Source organism: Flavobacterium cryoconiti (assembly GCF_048158645.1).
In the GTDB taxonomy this organism is placed as follows: Bacteria; Bacteroidota; Bacteroidia; order Flavobacteriales; family Flavobacteriaceae; genus Flavobacterium; species Flavobacterium cryoconiti.
The window spans coordinates 157417-176940 of the sequence record NZ_JBLNKW010000005.1 but is presented as its reverse complement, the minus strand read 5'-3'; the positions used below and the strand labels follow the sequence as shown (position 1 = coordinate 176940).

Annotated in this window: 11 protein-coding genes; 9 read left to right on the top strand and 2 right to left on the bottom strand. The window is 33.4% G+C overall.

All coding sequences use genetic code 11. The features are described from left to right. Positions 1 to 189: 189 nt before the first annotated feature. Together ACM55H_RS09095 and nagB are read left to right on the top strand one after the other, a co-directional pair. Positions 190 to 2289, top strand: coding sequence for an alpha-L-fucosidase (locus tag ACM55H_RS09095; protein WP_416836301.1), 2100 nt, complete (start codon positions 190 to 192; stop codon positions 2287 to 2289). A gap of 146 nt (positions 2290 to 2435) precedes the next feature. Continuing rightward, positions 2436 to 4349, top strand: coding sequence for a glucosamine-6-phosphate deaminase (nagB, locus tag ACM55H_RS09090; RefSeq protein WP_416836300.1), 1914 nt, complete (start codon positions 2436 to 2438; stop codon positions 4347 to 4349). Between the two features lie 328 nt (positions 4350 to 4677). Here the strand turns inward: nagB and ACM55H_RS09085 are convergent, their stop codons facing one another. Together ACM55H_RS09085 and ACM55H_RS09080 are read right to left on the bottom strand one after the other, a co-directional pair. Beyond that, complete coding sequence (locus tag ACM55H_RS09085; RefSeq protein WP_416836204.1) at positions 4678 to 5391, bottom strand: LytR/AlgR family response regulator transcription factor; 714 nt, start codon at positions 5389 to 5391, stop codon at positions 4678 to 4680. Positions 5392 to 5459: 68 nt separating this feature from the next. Further along, positions 5460 to 6518: a sensor histidine kinase gene (locus ACM55H_RS09080; protein WP_416836299.1), complete on the bottom strand. Its 1059-nt coding sequence runs from the start codon at positions 6516 to 6518 to the stop codon at positions 5460 to 5462. A gap of 129 nt (positions 6519 to 6647) precedes the next feature. Here ACM55H_RS09080 and ACM55H_RS09075 point away from each other — a divergent pair, with 129 nt between their 5' ends. The 7 genes from ACM55H_RS09075 to lacZ all read left to right on the top strand — a co-directional run bounded on the left by ACM55H_RS09075 (position 6648) and on the right by lacZ (position 19519). Continuing rightward, positions 6648 to 8891 (top strand): GH92 family glycosyl hydrolase, encoded by a 2244-nt coding sequence (locus ACM55H_RS09075; RefSeq protein WP_416836203.1) that lies wholly within the window; start codon positions 6648 to 6650, stop codon positions 8889 to 8891. 37 nt (positions 8892 to 8928) lie between these two features. Then, positions 8929 to 10806: a sodium:solute symporter family protein gene (locus ACM55H_RS09070; protein WP_416836202.1), complete on the top strand. Its 1878-nt coding sequence runs from the start codon at positions 8929 to 8931 to the stop codon at positions 10804 to 10806. 158 nt (positions 10807 to 10964) lie between these two features. Then, positions 10965 to 11930 carry a glycoside hydrolase family 130 protein gene (locus ACM55H_RS09065; RefSeq protein WP_416836201.1) on the top strand — a complete coding sequence of 322 codons (966 nt, stop codon included), beginning with the start codon at positions 10965 to 10967 and terminating at the stop codon, positions 11928 to 11930. Positions 11931 to 11937: 7 nt separating this feature from the next. Then, positions 11938 to 13005, top strand: a complete 1068-nt coding sequence (locus tag ACM55H_RS09060) for a carbohydrate-binding family 9-like protein (RefSeq protein ID WP_416836200.1) — start codon at positions 11938 to 11940, stop codon at positions 13003 to 13005. A gap of 7 nt (positions 13006 to 13012) precedes the next feature. Continuing rightward, positions 13013 to 14131: a putative glycoside hydrolase gene (locus tag ACM55H_RS09055; protein WP_416836199.1), complete on the top strand. Its 1119-nt coding sequence runs from the start codon at positions 13013 to 13015 to the stop codon at positions 14129 to 14131. Positions 14132 to 14134: 3 nt separating this feature from the next. Next, positions 14135 to 16369, top strand: coding sequence for a GH92 family glycosyl hydrolase (locus ACM55H_RS09050; protein WP_416836198.1), 2235 nt, complete (start codon positions 14135 to 14137; stop codon positions 16367 to 16369). Positions 16370 to 16378: 9 nt separating this feature from the next. After that, positions 16379 to 19519 carry a beta-galactosidase, LacZ type gene (gene lacZ / locus ACM55H_RS09045; protein ID WP_416836197.1) on the top strand — a complete coding sequence of 1047 codons (3141 nt, stop codon included), beginning with the start codon at positions 16379 to 16381 and terminating at the stop codon, positions 19517 to 19519. Positions 19520 to 19524 lie beyond the last annotated feature (5 nt).

Genomic DNA, 19524 nt, shown 5'->3' with positions numbered 1-19524 from the left:
CTATTAGCATAATTAATAATGTGAAGTGGTTATTATATTTCATAGAATTCTTTTATCTAGAAAATGTCTTTTATTATCCCAAAACTCTTTTAAAATAGGTGTTGGTCGAAAAAGTTAGGATTAGAATATTAAATTAGTTTAACATTGTGTTGTTGCAAGTTTGATAACAAAATAATAATTATAATCATGATGAAAAATATTTTTCTGTTACTAAGTTTTTTTTGCATTATACCAATAATTAGTGGTCAAGAATTGGTAAAACCACCCAAACCTTTTGGTCCATTGCCTACGCAAAAACAAATTGAATGGCACGAAATGGAATCTTATGCTTTTATTCATTTCTCGTTAAATACGTTTACGAACAAAGAGTGGGGGTATGGAGATGAATCGCCTCAATTGTTTAACCCAACTGCTTTAGATGTACGTCAATGGGCTCGGGTAGCTAAGGAAGCGGGGATGAAAGGAATAATAGTAGTGGCTAAACATCATGATGGATTTTGCCTGTGGCCATCGGCATATACAGAGCGTTCTGTGAAAAATTCTCCTTGGAAAAATGGAAAAGGGGATGTTATTAAAGAATTAGCAGCTGCTTGTAAAGAATATAATTTAAAATTAGGACTGTATCTTTCTCCTTGGGACAGGAACAATTCGGAATATGGTAAACCGGCATATGTTACCTATTTTAGAAATCAACTAAAAGAATTGTTGACTAATTATGGCGATATTTTTGAAATGTGGTTCGATGGTGCCAATGGAGGTGATGGATATTATGGAGGAGCCAATGAAACAAGAAAAATAAATACACTGGAATATTATAATTGGGAAGAGACCTATAAATTTATTTATACAATAGCTCCTAAAACATTGGTTTGGGGAGTTGGACCTTCGGAAGCACGATGGATAGGAAACGAAGAAGGTCGTGCAAATCAAACCAATTGGAGTCTTTTACGTCAAAAAGATGAATTGGCGGGAAAAGTACACTATTCCGAATTTATGTCTGGTCATGAGGACGGAGAAAGATGGGTCCCAGGTGAAGCTGATGTATCAATCAGACCAGGATGGTTTTATCATGCTGTTGAAGATGATAAGGTACGATCACTAGATGAATTAGTAGATATTTATTATGAATCTATCGGTCGTAATGCAAATCTTATACTTAATCTGCCTGTTGACAGAAGAGGTTTAGTTCATGAAAATGATGAAGCCAGACTGAAAGAATTGGTAGCAACTATAAAAGCCGATTTTAAAACGGAAGTATTAGCCGGAAGTAAAGTCAGTGCTGATAATGTTAGAGGGAACAATGTCCAATTTACTGCTCAAAACGTTATTGATGGGGATAAAAACAACTATTGGGCTACGGATGATAATGTGAAAACGGCATCTATTATTTTTGAATTTAATCAACCAACACCTGTTAATAGAATCTTACTTCAAGAATATATAAAACTGGGACAACGTGTTAAGGCATTTACTGTTGAAGCTAAAGTTGATGGACAATGGAAAACCATTGCTGCCGAAACTACTATTGGTTACAAAAGAATTCTAAGAACCAATAGAGTTATGACTTCGGCACTAAGAGTAACGATTACAGATTCAAAAGCCAGTATTGTTATCTCTAATATTCAAGCCTTTAATGCGCCAACTTTTGTGCGTGCTCCTGAGGTAAAACGAGATAAAAATGGTGAAGTTACCATCAAATCCGAAGCAGGAAACAGCATTTATTACACTGTTGACGGCTCTGATCCATCAGTAAAAAGTATTTTGTATAAGGAACCATTCAGATACAATAAAGCAGTCGAAATAAAAGCAATTGCATTAAATGCAAAAGAAAATATAAGTAGTGCCATAAAAAGAGCTAAGTATGGAGTTTCTAAGGAAAAATGGAAAATAGTTTCTATCTCCAATGGCGATTTGAAAACCGTAAATCGGGTTATAGACGGCAACCCAAATACAGATTGGAGCTTTGGAAGCGATACTGTTAAACTTCCTCAGGAAATAATTGTTGATATGGGAACCCTACTTAAAATCAACGGGTTTACCTATGTTCCGCAACAAGTGGGTAATACTCTTAATTTAATAGCTAATTATGAATTTTATACCAGTACAAATGCTATAAAATGGACTAAGCAATCTCAAGGAGAGTTTTCAAATATTAAAAACAATCCTATAGAACAACTGAAAATTTTTGCGGAAGTAAAGGCCAGATATTTGCGTTTTGTAGCTAAATCAGCAGTAGAAAAAGGACAAACCGTTTCTATTGGAGAAATAAATGTTATTGAAGGACATTAGGTTAGATTGGATTATTCTGTAAAAATCACTTTAAGTTTATAATTATGTCTTTTGCCGAAGGCTACTAGCTGTTAGTCGAATTTTTAGTAGTTAAAGATTTATAAATACTTAATTTTATTTTAATTAATTAAATGAATAACTGGCAAATGATTAAAGAAGGTATAAGTTTTAAAGAAGCAGGGAAGTTTGAAGAAACACGTTTTGAGAAAATTCATAATGTTATTTTCCATTCCTCTCAAGAAGCTTCAGTATTAGTAGCACAAGAAATAGCAAATATAATTCAGAGAAAAGAAGAATTAAATGAACCTTGTGTTTTAGGACTGGCAACAGGATCTTCACCAATAAAAGTTTATGAAGAACTGGTTAGAATGCATAAAGAAGACGGTCTAAATTTTACAAATGTAGTGACCTTTAATTTAGATGAATATTATCCGATGGATAAGGATAACATTCAAAGTTATTATCAATTCATGCATGAGCATCTTTTTAACCATGTAAATATTCTTCCGGAAAATATTAATATTCCAGACGGAAAAGTGAGTAGTGAAGATTTGCACCAATATTGTATTGATTATGAAATGAAGATTAAATACTTAGGAGGATTAGATTTTCAGCTGTTAGGTATTGGTAGAACAGGACATATAGGATTTAACGAACCGGGATCTCACATTAATTCAGGAACGCGAAGTATTACCCTTGATCATTTGACGCGTGTCGATGCGGCTTCTTCTTTTTTAGGAATCGATAATGTGCCTAGAAAAGCAATCACAATGGGTATTGGCACAGTAAGAAATGCCAAAAGAATTGTGCTTCTTGGCTGGGGAATTAGCAAAGCGGGAATTATAAAAAAAACCATTGAAGGAGAAATATCTTCCCGAGTACCAGCTACTTATTTACAAGAACATAGCAACACAACGTTTGTTTTAGATACTGAGGCCTCATCGGAGTTAACAAGAGTAAAAACGCCTTGGTTAGTTAGACCTTGTATATGGACAGAAGAATTAAAATTGAAAGCAGTTGCATGGTTAACTGAATTAACCAAAAAGCCTTTTCTTAAATTAACAGATAAAGACTACAATGACAACGGTATGTCCAGTCTTTTAACAGATGAGGGAACTGCATATGATTTAAATATTAAAATGTTTAATAAAATGCAGCAGACAATCACAGGTTGGCCTGGAGGAAAGCCTAATGCAGATGATACGTATCGACCGGAGCGTTCAACTCCAATAAGAAAGAGAATAATTATTTTTAGTCCACACCCAGATGATGATGTTATTTCAATGGGAGGAACATTTGACCGACTTGTAGAGCAGGGGCATGATGTGCATATTGCATACCAAACCTCAGGAAATATTGCTGTTTCTAATGAAGAAGCTTTAAAATTTGCTGAAATTTCTAAGGCTTTAAATGTTAATTCTGGGGAATCGGAGGATATTATTCAGTTTTTGAAGAACAGATCGGCTAACGAAATAGATTCTTTAGAAGTTAGAAAATTAAAAGGATTAATTAGAAGAAGCGAATCGCTGGCAGCGACACGTTATCTTGGTGTTGCCGATTCGAATGTACATTTTCTAGATCTTCCTTTTTATGAAACGGGTACCGTTAAGAAAAATAATCTTTCGGAGGCTGATATTGAAATTATGTGCAATTTGATTGATAGTATAAAACCGCATCAAATATATGCCGCTGGAGATTTAGCAGATCCGCATGGCACTCATAAAGTATGTCTGGACAGCTTGTTTGAAGCGTTAAAAATTGTAAAACACAATAGTTATATGGATGATTGTTGGGTTTGGTTGTATCGCGGAGCCTGGCATGAGTGGGAATCATATCAAATTGAAATGGCGGTTCCTATGAGTCCGGATCAGGTGCTTAAAAAACGTCATGCTATTTTTTATCACCAGACTCAAAAAGATGGAGTGATGTTTCAAGGTGACGATAACAGAGAGTTTTGGGTTCGTGTTGAAGATAGAAATAGATTAACAGCAAAGAAATATCATGATTTAGGATTAGCAGATTATTCGGCTATTGAAGCGTTTAAACGATATCATTTTTAGTATGTTGTTTTTATAAACAACAAATTATTTATGTGGTTTGTTTGGTTAGTTACCTGGTTTTGTTAAAAATGCAATCATTTTGGTTGCATTTTTTTTGCTTATTATAGTAAGAGATAAATAATCAAGATGTAATAAAATTACTTTTAATATTTTGAGATTTCAGAGAAATATATTGTTTTTTTTTAAATGAAGGAAAAAAAATCTACATACAATCTAGATTGGAGATTAAATCTGAATCAATTCTTAGTCGTGTAAAAAGAAGTATAATTGGATTAAATTATCAAAGTTTGATATTTTAAATAATGTAACCTCTAAAAAGAGGGTTTTATTAAATAGAGGAATTTAAAATTTTTTGTTTAACATCATCAATATAAGATCTTCCTATTACGTATCTAAGGCCTTCTATTTCTATACTATTTCCTTCAACAGCATCAATTTTATCGATAGCTATGGTATAGGATCTGTGTATTCTTATAAAATCTCTTTCAGGTAATAAGTTGGTAAAATCGGATAGTGTGCTGTGTATGATGTATTTGCCTGTTAAAGTATTTATTTTTAAGTAATCTTTTAAGCTTTCGATGACCAAAATTTCATTTAAAAAAATCTTCTTCATTTTCTTTTTATCTATTTTGACAAAAATGAATGGGTTTTCTTTACTGTTTTCCAGAGTAACTTTACTGGTATTGTTGAGTCTTTTGTTAATCTTGTTTACCGCTTTCATCAATCTGGGAAACTCAATAGGCTTAACTAAGTAATCCAAAACGTCTAATTCGTAAGTTTCTATTGCAAATTGATCATATGCGCTAGTAATAACTAATAAAGGTGGGTCTTCTAAACTTTTTATAAAATTTATACCATCAAGAACAGGCATATTAATATCTAGAAAAATTACATCAATTGTATTGTTTTTTAAAAAATTTAAACCTTCTATTGAATTACTAAAGGTGTTTATTAATTCTAAATCTTCAATTTGCTCTATGTAATTTTTAATAACATTAATCGCCAATGGCTCATCATCAATAATCAAACACTTTATTTTCATTTCTATTTTATTAGTTTTGGTCAAAATAATTTGAGTGGGGATAATTTTAAAAAAAAAGATAAACTGTATTAAGATACTTTAATTACTAGCTTCACGACAAAATTATTCTTTTTATTTTTAAAAGAAAGCTTATAGTCATTTTTATTATAACCTAAAGCAATTCTTTTTTTTACATTTTCAATTCCGATACCACTAGATATATTTAAATTTTCTTTAAGTTTTGTAATGGTAGGCATTGGGTTTGAAATGCTGAAATGAAGAAAATCTTCTTTAACATTAAAATTAATATCAATTTTTACCTTTCCGGTATTTTTATTTACGCCATGTTTAAACGCATTTTCAACAAAAGTCAGCAATAAAATAGGCGCTATTTCCTTATCGTGAATATCTCCAGAGATAGCTATGTTTACTTCTAATCGGTCATCATTTCTGATTCTCTCTAGGTCCAAGTAGTTTTGAATGCAGAGTATTTCGTTTTCTAAAGTTTGTCGCTTGTTTTTAGTTTCATAAAGCATATAGCGCATTAACTCCGAAAGCTTTAAAATTATTTTTGGTGTTTTATTAGATTTTTCTACAGATAAGGAATAAATGTTATTCAGCGTATTGAAAAAAAAGTGCGGAGAAATTTGTGATTTTAAGAAAAGTAATTCTGTTTCTAATTGTGATTTTTCAAGATCGGTTACTCTTTTTTGTTCTTTTAAAAAGTCTAATGTAATCTTAATTGCCGTAACAAATGTAATTACATAAAGTTCCCCCATCATCATATCAATAGTATAGTTGAGAGATAATTTATCAATAGTTTCTGGTCCTTCCGGCCAAACATTATGAGTTATTAGTAAGTAAGTAAGGTTAAATTTTATAAAGACCATAATAAATATGGCCGATAAAATTGAAAGGACATATAATAGGTATCTTTTTCGGTAAACCAAATGAGGCATAAGAACTAAAATATTCAAATAACATAAGGTCATGTGAATGGGAAAGCCCAATAAATTTGTTTTCAAGGAATATAAATAATCATTGAAATAGCTCCCCCAACGAAATGTATTAAATAAAAAATAGGTTAGCCAAAAGATAATGTGGTAATGCAATGGTATTCGGTATAATTTACTAGTGTTGAAAATCATCATGGGGAGGAAAGTATGGTTTGTTACTATTTTTTTGATGTTTAGGTCAGTTTATATGTTATCCGTCTAAATTAATTTCAGTAGATGTTAAATTTATATAAATTTAAAATTAAATTAAGATTGTTTGATATGAAGAATTTTTCCTTGCTTGTTTTGTTTGTAATTTTAATTACAAGTTGTAAAATAAAGATAAATAAAAATAACCTCCAAGAAGATATTTTTGTTAATCGTGTAAATCCTTTTTTGGGTACTGGAGGTCATGGACATACATATCCGGGGGCAACCGTTCCTTTTGGAATGCTGCAAGTAAGTCCTGACAATGGAGTTTCCAGCTGGGATTGGTGCTCAGGTTATCATTATTCGGATTCTATTGTGGCAGGTTTTAGTCATTTACATTTAAGCGGAACCGGTATTGGTGATTTGGCAGATATATTATTTATGCCAATAAATAAAAAAGTTGATTTAACTGCAAAAACAACTTCTCGCGATCAGTTTCCTTACAAATCATCGTATAGCCATGCTAACGAAAAAGCTACTCCTGGTTATTATCAAGTTTACCTTGAAGACCCTAAAATTAATGTAGAATTAACATCGACACAGCGAACTGCATTTCATAAATATACATTTGCAAAAGAAGATAAGCAATCTGTTGTAATCGATCTTGGTTTTGCAATAAATTGGGATAAAGCCTTAAAAACAGCCATTACAATTGAAGATAAGTATACTATAAGTGGGTATCGTTTTAGTACCGGATGGGCAAAAAATCAAAAAGTATTTTTTGTGGCTAAATTTTCTAAACCTATTTCAGAATCCACATTAACAGCCAATCAAAAAATAGTTTCAGGTACTGCATCTGAAGGAGAACATACTACAGCGCAATTGTTTTTTGATGGGAATAACAACAATGAATTACTTGTAAAAGTGGCGTTATCCTCTGTTAGTATTGCTAATGCAAAAGACAATTTAGAGGCTGAGAACTTCAATTTTGAAAATGTAAAATCAAAAGCAACCACTACTTGGAACACGGCTTTAAATAAAATTACTGTAGAAACTCCTGTAGATTCACTCAAAACAATATTTTATACGGCTATGTATCACACGCAATTAGCGCCTGTGACTTACAGTGATAAAAATGGGCAATTCAGGAAAGAGAATGATGAGATTGTTACGGCTAAAAATTATACTGCCTATTCCTCTTTGTCACTTTGGGACACTTTCAGAGCCGAAAATCCTTTATTGACTTTAGTCGCTCCAGATAAGGTTTCGGATCTTGTAAATTCTATGTTAGCGTATTATGATACTAAAAAGATATTACCCGTTTGGACGCTTTATGCTAACGAAACCAATACGATGACTGGATATCATTCTATTCCGGTAATTGTAGATGCTTACCAAAAAGGAATCAGAGGATTTGATGCTGAAAAAGCCTATAGTGCGATGAAAACAACCATGATGCAAGACGAACGCGGATTGAATTTGTATAAACAATACGGGTTTATTCCTTATAATTTATTAGACGAATCCGTTACTATTACTTTAGAATATGCGTATGATGATTGGTGTGTGGCACAAATGGCGAAAGCTTTAGGTAAAAACGAAGATTATCAATTTTTTCTAAACCGATCTAAAGCGTATCAACATCTATTTGATTCGAAAACGGGATTCATGAGAGGGAAATCAGCAGATGGAAAATCATGGAATGAACCCTTTGATCCCAAACATTCAAACCACAGAGAACAAACTGATTATACCGAAGGAAATGCATGGCAACACAGTTGGTTTGTACCACAAAATGTAGACGATTTTATTTCGTTACATGGAAGTAATGAGATTTTTACCAATCGTTTAGAACATTTATTTACGGAGAGTTCAGAGATTACGGGAAGTAATGTATCTGCTGATATTTCAGGATTGATAGGGCAATATGCACATGGTAACGAGCCAAGTCATCATATTGCGTATATGTTTAATCATGCTGGTCAACCTTGGCGAACACAATATTGGGTACGTCATATTTTAGATACGCAATACAATACCACACCTAACGGATTAAGTGGAAACGAAGATTGCGGACAAATGTCGGCTTGGTATGTATTCAGTTCAATGGGATTGTATCCAATGAATCCTGCTTCGGGAGAATATGAAATTGGAAGTCCAATTTTCGAAAAAGCAACAATCAATCTTCAAGACGGAAAAACGTTTGTAATTGAAACAGAAAATGTTTCAGACAAAAACTTTTATATCCAGTCAGCAACCCTAAACGGTGTAGCATTTAATAAAACAGCAATTACGCATAAACAAATAGTACAAGGCGGAATTTTACATTTTGTCATGGGATCAAAACCCAATAAAAACTGGGGCTTAACAAAATAACCAACCAACCAAATTAATTAACTAATAAATAAAATTAATGGATATTATTGACGTATCAATCATCGTAGCTTATATTCTACTATCGGTAGGAATAGGAATTTGGATTTCAAGAAAAGCATCAAAAGGATTAGACGACTATTTCCTTGGTGGAAAAACCATCAAATGGTATTTCTTAGGTCTAAGCAACGGATCAGGAATGTTTGATGTTTCAGGAACTTCCTGGATGATTGGAGTATTATTTTTATATGGCGTAAAAAGTTTCATGTTTATGTGGCTTTGGCCAATTTGGAATCAGATTTTTGTGATGATGTTTCTGGCCGTTTGGATAAGAAGATCGAAAGTTATGACGGGTTCTGAATGGATTTTAACTCGTTTTGGAAGTGATAGAGCAGGAAAAGCATCGCATATTATTGTTGCCATTTTCGCCATCATTTCTACAATTGGTTTTATTGCTTACTTTTTTGAAGGAATCGGGAAATTTGTAACCATCATTCTTCCTTGGGATTTAACGCTTCATTATGGGGATTTAATTGTATTGACTTCAGAGCGCTCTTATGCTTTGATTATTATACTTTTAACTACGATTTATACCGTTAAAGGCGGTATGTTTTCAGTAGTGGCTACAGAAGTGGTTCAATACATCATTATGATTATTGCGGGTGTTTTAATTGCAGGTTACGCTTTTATCAATTATTCAGAACTTCAGATTAATTCGGTTATTACTGAGGAATGGAAAAATGTTTTCTTCGGATGGCAGTTTGAAACCCAATGGAGTGATAAATTTCAAACTTTCAATACTTTAATAGATTCTGAAGGATACAAAATGTTTGGTGCCTTTATCGGAATGACTTTATTCAAAGGTTTCTTTGCCAGTGTTGCAGGACCTACGCCAAGTTACGATTTACAAAGAATTCTTTCTACAAAATCGGTAAAAGAAGCGGCTTATATGAGTGGTTTTACCAACTTAATTTTATTCATTCCGAGATATTTATTAATTACAGGAATAGTGGTAATCGCTTTAATGAATTTAGCGCCAGAATTAAATGCAAATAGTAATTTAACGGGAGCAGACTTAGAATTATTAATGCCAAAGGTGGTCAATTTGTATATCCCAGTTGGAATTAAAGGAATTTTATTAGCTGGTTTACTGGCTGCATTTATGTCTGGATTTTCCGCTTTTGTAAATGCAGGTCCAGCTTATATTGTAAATGATATTTATAAAAAATACTTCAAACCGGTTGCGACAAATGCACATTATATCAAAGTGAGTCAGATTTCTTCTTTCTTGGTTGTTGGTTTAGGCGTTTTCATGGGATTCTTTGCAGACTCCATTAATTCCTTAACCTTATGGATTACCAGTGCATTATATGGCGGTTATGTGGCTGCCAATTTCTTAAAATGGATTTGGTGGAGATTTAACGGTTGGGGTTATTTCTGGGGAATGTTTGCCGGATTAATTGTAGCTTCTTTCCAGTTTGTTTTAGGGCAAAATAAAGGAAACTTTACGTCAGGATCTTTTTTATATGATTTATCCGAAGTGCAGGCAATTTATTTATTTCCGGTAATATTTGGCTTCTCCATTTTGGGTTGTCTTTTAGGAACTTTCTTAAGTAAACCAACAGATATGGAAGTTCTAAGATCTTTCTACACCAATGTAAGACCTTGGGGTTGGTGGAATCCGGTTTATAAAACATTAAAAATTGAAGATCAGACTTTCGAAAAAAATAATGATTTCTGGAAAGATATGCTGAATTGTCTCATCGGAATTGTATGGCAGTCCAGTATGATTTTGCTTCCGATATTCTTTATTATCAAAGATTATCCAAAGGCTATTATAGCATTAACAGTGTTTTTAGTGACAACAACAATCCTAAAATTCACATGGTTAGATAAAATTCGAAAAATAACGGACTAAGAAAATATTTAACACATAGAAACACATTTCTTTCGCATAGTTGGTTATGTGTATCAGATAGGTTTACAAAATCGATGCTTCTATGTGTTAGAAATACTTATACTCAAAGAAGAAAAAACAAAAACAAAAAATAAAGTTTAATAATTAAGAACGAGATCATGAGCGTAATTCCTTGGCAAGACAGACCCGAAAATAGTACCGAAGTAATTTGGAGATATTCTAATAATCCAATTATAGACAGATATGCTATTCCATCATCAAACAGTATTTTTAACAGTGCCGTTGTTCCTTTTGGGGATGGATTTGCTGGTGTTTTTAGATGTGATAACAAAGCAGTTCAAATGAATATTTTTGCCGGTTTTAGTAAGAATGGTATCGATTGGGATATTAATCATGAACCAATTGTAATGCAGTCCGGTAATACTGAAATGATTGAATCGGCTTATAAATATGATCCTCGTGTTGTTTTCATCGAAGATCGGTTTTGGATTACATGGTGTAACGGATACAACGGACCAACAATTGGTATTGGGTATACTTTCGATTTCAAAGAATTTTTTCAATGTGAAAATGCCTTTTTGCCTTTCAACAGAAATGGCGTTTTGTTTCCACAGAAAATAAACGGAAAATATGCAATGTTAAGTCGTCCAAGTGATAACGGTCATACGCCTTTTGGAGATATTTGGATCAGTTATAGTCCGGATATGAAATATTGGGGAGAACATCGTTGCGTGATGAAACCAACTCCTTTTGAAGACAGCGCTTGGCAATGTACCAAGGTTGGAGCAGGACCAATCCCGATTCTTACAGACGAAGGCTGGTTGATGTTATACCACGGCGTTATCAATACTTGCAATGGTTTCCGTTATGCTATGGGAGCAGCTATTTTAGATGAAAATGCACCAGATCAGGTAAAATACAGAACACAACCTTACCTATTAGGACCAGCAGAAATTTACGAACAAGTAGGAGATGTTGGCAATGTTGTATTTCCTTGTGCTGCCTTGCATGATATAGAAGAAGATAAATTAGCCGTTTATTATGGTGCAGCAGATACCGTTGTGGCTATGGCATTTGGTAAATTAAGTGAAGTAATTCAGTTTACAAAAGATAACAGTTTATAAAAAAAGCATGCGTTTAAAATTTAAATGGTTAACGGTCGCTTTAGGATTTCTGTCCATCATTGGTTATTCACAATCAAAAAACGGAATTGTGCCCAAAAGTTATGTGGCGTATAAAACGACAGATAAAATGATAATCGATGGAGACGAATCTGATGCTTCATGGGCTAAAGTAGATTGGTCAGATCCTTTTATAGATATCGAAGGAATCCAAAAACCAAAGTATGGAACTAAAGTAAAAATGCTTTGGGATGATACTAACTTTTATATTTTAGCAAAGCTTGAGGAACCTCACGTTTGGGCAAACCTAAAGCAACGCGATACCATTATTTTTTATAACAATGATTTTGAAGTTTTTATCGATCCAGATGGTGATACTTTCAACTATTATGAATTAGAAATCAATGCTTTAAATACGGCTTGGGATTTATTTTTGTCAAAACCATATCGTGAAAATGACAATGTGGTTTTGAACGATTGGAACATTACAGGTTTAAAATCAGCAGTAAAAATCAACGGAACCCTTAATGACTCGAAAGATACCGATGAAGGTTGGGTATTGGAAATGGCGATTCCCTGGGCGGCTTATAAGACTTCTTTTTCTGAGAAAAATGTGCCTGCAGATAATTTTTGGAAAGTCAATTTCTCCAGAGTTAATTGGCAGCATACGGTAACCAACGGAAACTATGAACGCAAGAAAGAGGCGAATGGGAAATTTTTACCGGAGTACAATTGGGTTTGGTCGCCTATGGGAGTTATAAACATGCACGAACCTGAAAAATGGGGTTATGTTTATTTTTCTTCCAAAGAAGGAAAAGATAGTTTTACAATACCTCGGGAAGATAAACTAAAATGGGAATTGTTTACTTTATACCGAGCTCAAAAAGAGTATTATCAAAAACACAAAGCATGGGCAACATCTTTAGAAAGTCTTACTAAAGAATCTATTCGTGTTGAAAATAAAATTTTAAAACCGATACTGGAAAATCATCCGACAGGATATACTATTTCGGTAAAAAGTCCTTTTTCAAATAAAACATTAATTATTAGACAAGATGGTAAAATTATATCAAACTAAATCAGCAATGAAGCTAACGAAACTATTTGGTGTTGTACTAGCACTAACTTTCATTTCTTGGGTAAGTAAAGAGGAAAGTAAAAAGGAGCATCTTACTGCTAAAACTGTAGTTACAAAAACGCCTTTCAAATTTGGGGTTTGGATTACTGCCAATGCAAAAAGATCAAATGAGGAGTACGCTCAAGAATTTGAAAAATATAAAAGTGCCGGGATTGATGAGGTTTTAATAAACACGGGAACAGACCCAAAACTTTTAAAACGATTAGTGCCAATAGCCAAGCAAAAAGGGTTAAAAGTTCATGCTTGGATTATGGCTATGAACAGACCGGGTGATTCAATAGCGCTTCAACATCCGGATTGGTATGCGGTTAGTAAAGAAGGGAAATCTTGTTTTGATACACGTCCATATGTAGATTATTATCAGTGGTTGTGTCCTACAAGAAAAGAATCAAGGAATCACATATTAGGTTTAGTCGAAGAATTAGCCAAAGTAGATGGTATCGAAAGCGTACACTTAGACTACATTCGTTTTCCAGATATTTTCCTGCCAATAGGTTTACTTCCTAAATATAATTTGGTTCAAGAGGTGGAATTACCCCAATTTGATTTTTGTTATTGTGATGTTTGTATTAAAGAATTTGAAAAAATTCATCATAAAAATCCAAAAAACAGTCACAATACTTCTATTGACATGGAATGGAAAAACTTTAGACTGAATGCGATAAAAGCAGTGGTTGATGATGCTTACAAAATTGTACACAAGTATAATAAAAACTTGACAGCGGCTGTTTTTCCTTATCCGGAAATGGCGGATCATATGGTGCGTCAACGTTGGGATAAATGGAATATAGATGAAGTATATCCAATGATTTACCATGGTTTTTATAATGAAGAAGTGGACTGGGTTGGCTATGCTACTAAACAAGGAGTTACTGATTTAAAAGGAAAACAAACAAAGATTAATACGGGGGTTTATTTACCGGCTTTTAAATCGGGGGAAGAATTGAAAGAAGCTATTTTATTAGCCAAAGAAAATGGAGCTAGAGGGGTTACTTTTTTTGATGGCCCAGCCTTAACTGCAGATCAATTGAAAACTATTAAAGAAACCAAAGCAAGTTTAAAATAAATAATGAAAAAACAGTATCTGATATATATACTATTTGTGTTGCTTTTGTCTAATTGTGGACTACATAAAAGTCATGTTCAATTAACTAATTATGTAAACCCATTTATTGGTACAGCTGGTCCCGGGAATACATATCCCGGAGCAACTGTACCTTTTGGGATGGTACAATTAAGTCCGGATATTGGTATACCTGGTTGGGATAGAATTGCAGGATATTATTATAAAGATTCTATTATTTCCGGATTTTCCCACATGCATTTATCAGGAACTGGTGCGGGTGATCTATACGATATTTTAGTGATGCCCACCAACAGCCGATTTTCAAAACGGATTAAAGACAATAACTTTATGCCGTTCTCCAGATTTTCACATGATAAAGAAACAGCAATTCCAGGGTATTATGCTGTAGATTTATTAGATTTTGGAATTAAAGCAGAACTCACCACAACAGCACGAACTGGAATTCATAAATATACTTTTCCTAAAGATGATGCATCACAAATTCATATTGATTTGGGCTATGCCTTAAATTGGGATGCACCTACAGAAACCTACATTAATGTTGTGAATAAAACGACTATTGAAGGGTATAGAAAATCTTCAGGCTGGGCCAAAGAGCAACGCGTGTATTTTGTGATAAAACTTTCAAAACCGTTTAAATCCTACCAAATTTTCAAAAATGATTCGCTTACAACGAATCCTTCAAAAGCAGTTAAAACCAAAATTGTTTTAAATTATAATACTGTTGATAACGAAGAAATAATTTTAAAAACTGGCCTTTCAACAGCAACTATTGCAGGAGCTTATAAATCCTTAGCAGTAGAAGCTCGCGATTTTAATTTTGAAAATTATAAAGCGAAAGCTTCAACTCTTTGGGAAAAAGAACTGCATAAAATTCAAATCGAAACCCCAGACGAGACCAAAAAGAAAATCTTTTACACGATGATGTATCAATCGATGTTAGCACCCACATTGTTAAGTGATACTAACGGAGATTATAAAGGGGCAAATGGCTATATAGAAAATGCTAAAGGCTTTGATCGATACGATACGTTTTCGTTGTGGGATACCTATAGAGCGGCGCATCCATTGTATACTATCTTGCATCCAAAACGTGCTTCGAGTATGATTAATTCTTTATTGGCACATTATAAAGAAACAGGATTATTGCCTGTTTGGTCGATGCAAGGAAATGAAACGAATATGATGATAGGCAATCACGCAATACCTGTTATTGTTGATGCTTATTTTAAAGGAATAGAACATTTTGACACAGCATTAGCATATAAAGCGTGTATAGAAAGTTCTATGGTTAATTCAAGACAATTAGATAGTTATAAAACATTAGGCTATGTGCCTGTTGATGAGCATAATGAAAACTGGTCGGTTTCTAAAACGCTGGAATATGCTTATGATGATTGGTGTTTGGCGCAGTTTGCAAAAGCATTACATAAATCAAGCGATTACGAATATTTCTTGAAACGTTCTGAAAACTGGAGAAACATGTACGATTCTGTAAGTACATTTATGCGTCCAAAATCGAAAACGGGTGAATTTATAAAAGACTTTATTCCAAAAGAATATACGCCTTATTTCTGCGAAAGCAATGCATGGCAATATTTTTGGTCAGTGCCTCAAAATATTGAAGGCTTAATAAAAGCGGTTGGCGGAAATCTAACTTTTGAAAAAAAATTAGATACCATGTTTACCTTAAATCCATTGCCAGAAGACAAACTGCCTATATTTAGTACAGGAATGATTGGGCAATATGCACATGGTAACGAGCCAAGTCATCACGTGGCTTACTTGTATAATTATATTAATGAACCTTGGAAAACGCAAAAATTAGTTAGGGAAATTTTAGAAAGTCAGTATAAAAACACTCCAAGCAGACATTGCGGAAACGAAGATTGCGGACAAATGTCGTCTTGGTATATCTTTAGTTCCTTAGGTTTTTATCCCGTAAATCCAGCCCAAGGGATTTATAGTTTTGGCTCGCCATTATTTGACTCAGCCAAGATTAATTTAGAAAATAATAAAACATTTGTTGTTCAAACAAAAAACAACAACAATGAGAATATGTACATCCAATCTATTGAATTGAATGGCAAAAAAATAGATAGAAACTACATCACTCACAAAGAAATTACACAAGGAGGAACCTTAATTTTTACAATGGGTAAATTCCCCAAAAAAGATAAAAGTTACATGGCATTATCTTCGGAAATGTTCAATTAAAAAGAAGTAATGAAAAAAACGGCATTCATATTAACATTTATACTAGCTTTTGTAGTTACCTCCAAAGGGCAAGAAAGTGTTCCTTTTTGGCAAAACGAAAAAATCAATGAAGATAATAGAGAGCCTATGCACGCCTCTTATTATGTTTTTGAAAATGAGGCATTAGCATCTAAAAATGAATGGAGACAATCGAAGAACTATTTGGATATAAACGGACCTTGGAAGTTTAAATATGTAAATAGTCCGAGTGATTTACCAAAAGATTTTGAAAAAAGCACTTTTAACGATTCGGGTTGGGATAATTTTAAAATTCCTGCAAGTTGGGATGTAAACGGTTATGGATATCCAGTTTATGTGAATACTACCTACGATTTTGATTATTTAATGGCACCTAATCCACCTTTTGTACCAACAAATTATAATCCGACAGGAGTTTACAGAAAAGAAATTACAATCGATAAAAGTTGGGAGGGAAAAGATATTTTTCTTCACGTAGGAACAGCAAAATCAAATCTTACCGTTTGGGTAAATGGGGTTTATGTAGGTTATGGCGAAGATGGAAAATTACCTTCAGAATTCAATTTAAATAAATATGTAAAAACCGGAAAAAACACCATCACATTGCAAGTAATGAAATGGAACGACGGTTCGTATTTAGAATGTCAGGATATGTGGAGAATGAGCGGAATTACACGCGATTCTTATTTAGTAGCCAGAAACAAAGCACATTTAAAAGATTATGAAATCATTCCGGATTTAGATGCTTCTTATGTAAACGGAACTTTAAAAATTTCAACTGAATTTTCAAATTTAAATAAAAAGGATAATTACACTTTAGACGTTCAGCTTAAGGATGGTGCTACAATTGTTGCTTCAAAAGTTATTACAGAATTAAACGAAAAACAAACATTTGATTTTGCAGTAAATAATCCTAAAAAATGGAGCGCTGAAATTCCGAATTTATATCAAATCACATTTCTTTTAAAAGATAAAAAAGCAAATGTCATTGAAGTTATCAATCAAAATGTTGGATTTAGAAAAGTAGAAATCAAAGGCGGACAACTTTTAGTAAACGGAAAAGCCATTTACATAAAAGGAGTAAATCGCCACGAAACAGATCCTGTTACCGGACAAACACTTTCGAGAGAACGCATGGAGCAAGATATTAAAATCATGAAAGAATTTAATATCAATGCGGTGAGAATGTCGCATTATCCAAACGATGAATATTTCTACGAATTATGCGATAAATACGGGATTTATGTGGTTGATGAAGCCAATATAGAATCGCACGGAATGGGTTATGATATTACCAAAACTTTAGGTAATAAACCAGAATGGGAACTTTCACACATTCAGCGTATGCAACGTATGATCGAAAGAGATAAAAATCACACCTCAGTGATTATCTGGAGTATGGGTAACGAGGCAGGAAACGGTTACAACTTTTACAGAGGATATTTGTGGATTAAAAATCGCGACAAATCAAGACCAATTCAGTACGAAAGAGCGACTGCCGGTGCGTGGGACGGAAAAGGTTTAAAATTTGAATGGGATTCTGATATTATCGACCCAATGTATAGTTCTCCAAATAAAATGGAAGAATATATTCTGGCAAACCCAAATCCGTCAAGACCTTACATTCAATGTGAATATGCCCATGCAATGGGAAATTCGATGGGAAATTTTAAAGATTATTGGGATGTGATCAGAAAATATCCAAACTTTCAAGGAGGTTTTATTTGGGATATGATCGATCAATCGGTTTATAAAACACAACCCGACGGAACTCGTATTTTGGCATATGGAGGAGATTTTGGACCAAAAGATGTAAAAAGCGATAATAACTTCGTAAACAACGGTGTATTTACGGTAGATAGAAAACCGAATCCGCATGCTCTTGAAATGCGAAATGTGTTGCAAAATATTTTGACTTCTTGGGAAAATCAAGCAACAGCGACAATTAAAGTTTACAATGAATTTTCGTTTAAAGATTTAAGTAATGTTAGTTTACATTGGAAATTAGTTTTAGACGGAAAAGACGATGCAATGGGAACTATCGATAGTTTAGATATCAAATCAAATGAATCTAAAACTTATCAGCTTCCGGTTAATATAGAAGAAAAAGGGTTTCAGGAAGCTTTTATAGTTGTAACGTATCATATTAAAAAAGACGAACCATTTTTACCGAAAGGTTTCCAAATTGCTACAGAACAATTAAAACTCAAGGGGAATTGGAAAAATAACATTAAAATTCAAGGCGCATCAAAAATTACTATAGAGAAAAACGTAAATAACACCATATTTAAAAGTGATAAAGCAACCCTGACTTTCGATAAAAAAACAGGATTTATAAACGGATATTCGTTCAATAATCAGCCAATTTTAAAAGAAGGATATGAATTGCGTCCAAATCTTTGGAGAGCGCCAAACGATAATGATTTTGGGGCTAATCTTCAGGTAAATTTAAAAGCATGGAAAGAATCCACAGAAAATCCAACACTTGTAAGCTGGACCTATACAGCAACAAAAGACAATAAGATTTTAGTAAAAGCAACGTACAATTTAACTCCCGTTTCTTCGACTTTAGAACTAAATTATGAGATAAACAGTAACGGAGAATTGGCTGTAAAAGAAAAATTAAATATTGATAAAACGAAAGAACAACCGGTCTTGCCAAGATTTGGGATGGAAATAATTGTTCCGAAAGATTTTAGCAATATGAGTTATTACGGAAGAGGACCTCACGAAAACTATATTGACAGAAATTATAGTTCTCAGGTTGGAGTTTATAACCAAACGGTTTCAGAGCAATATTATCCATATATCCGTCCGCAGGAAACCGGAAATAAAACAGATGTTCGTTGGTTAGAATTATCAAATGATAAATTGAAAATAACAGTTACTTCAGATGATTTATTAGCGGTTACGGCTTTACATTATTTAAATGAAGATTTAGATGACGGTTTGCAAAAAGATCAAAGACACGCCGCAGAACTAAAAGAAAGAGATTTAACAAGTTTAAAAATTGATTCAAAGCAAATGGGAGTTGGCGGAATCGACAGCTGGCAAGCATGGCCAATGGAAAAATACCTGTTGAGAGACAAAACCTATCAGTATCAATTTAAAATAACACCATCAATAAAATAATTAAA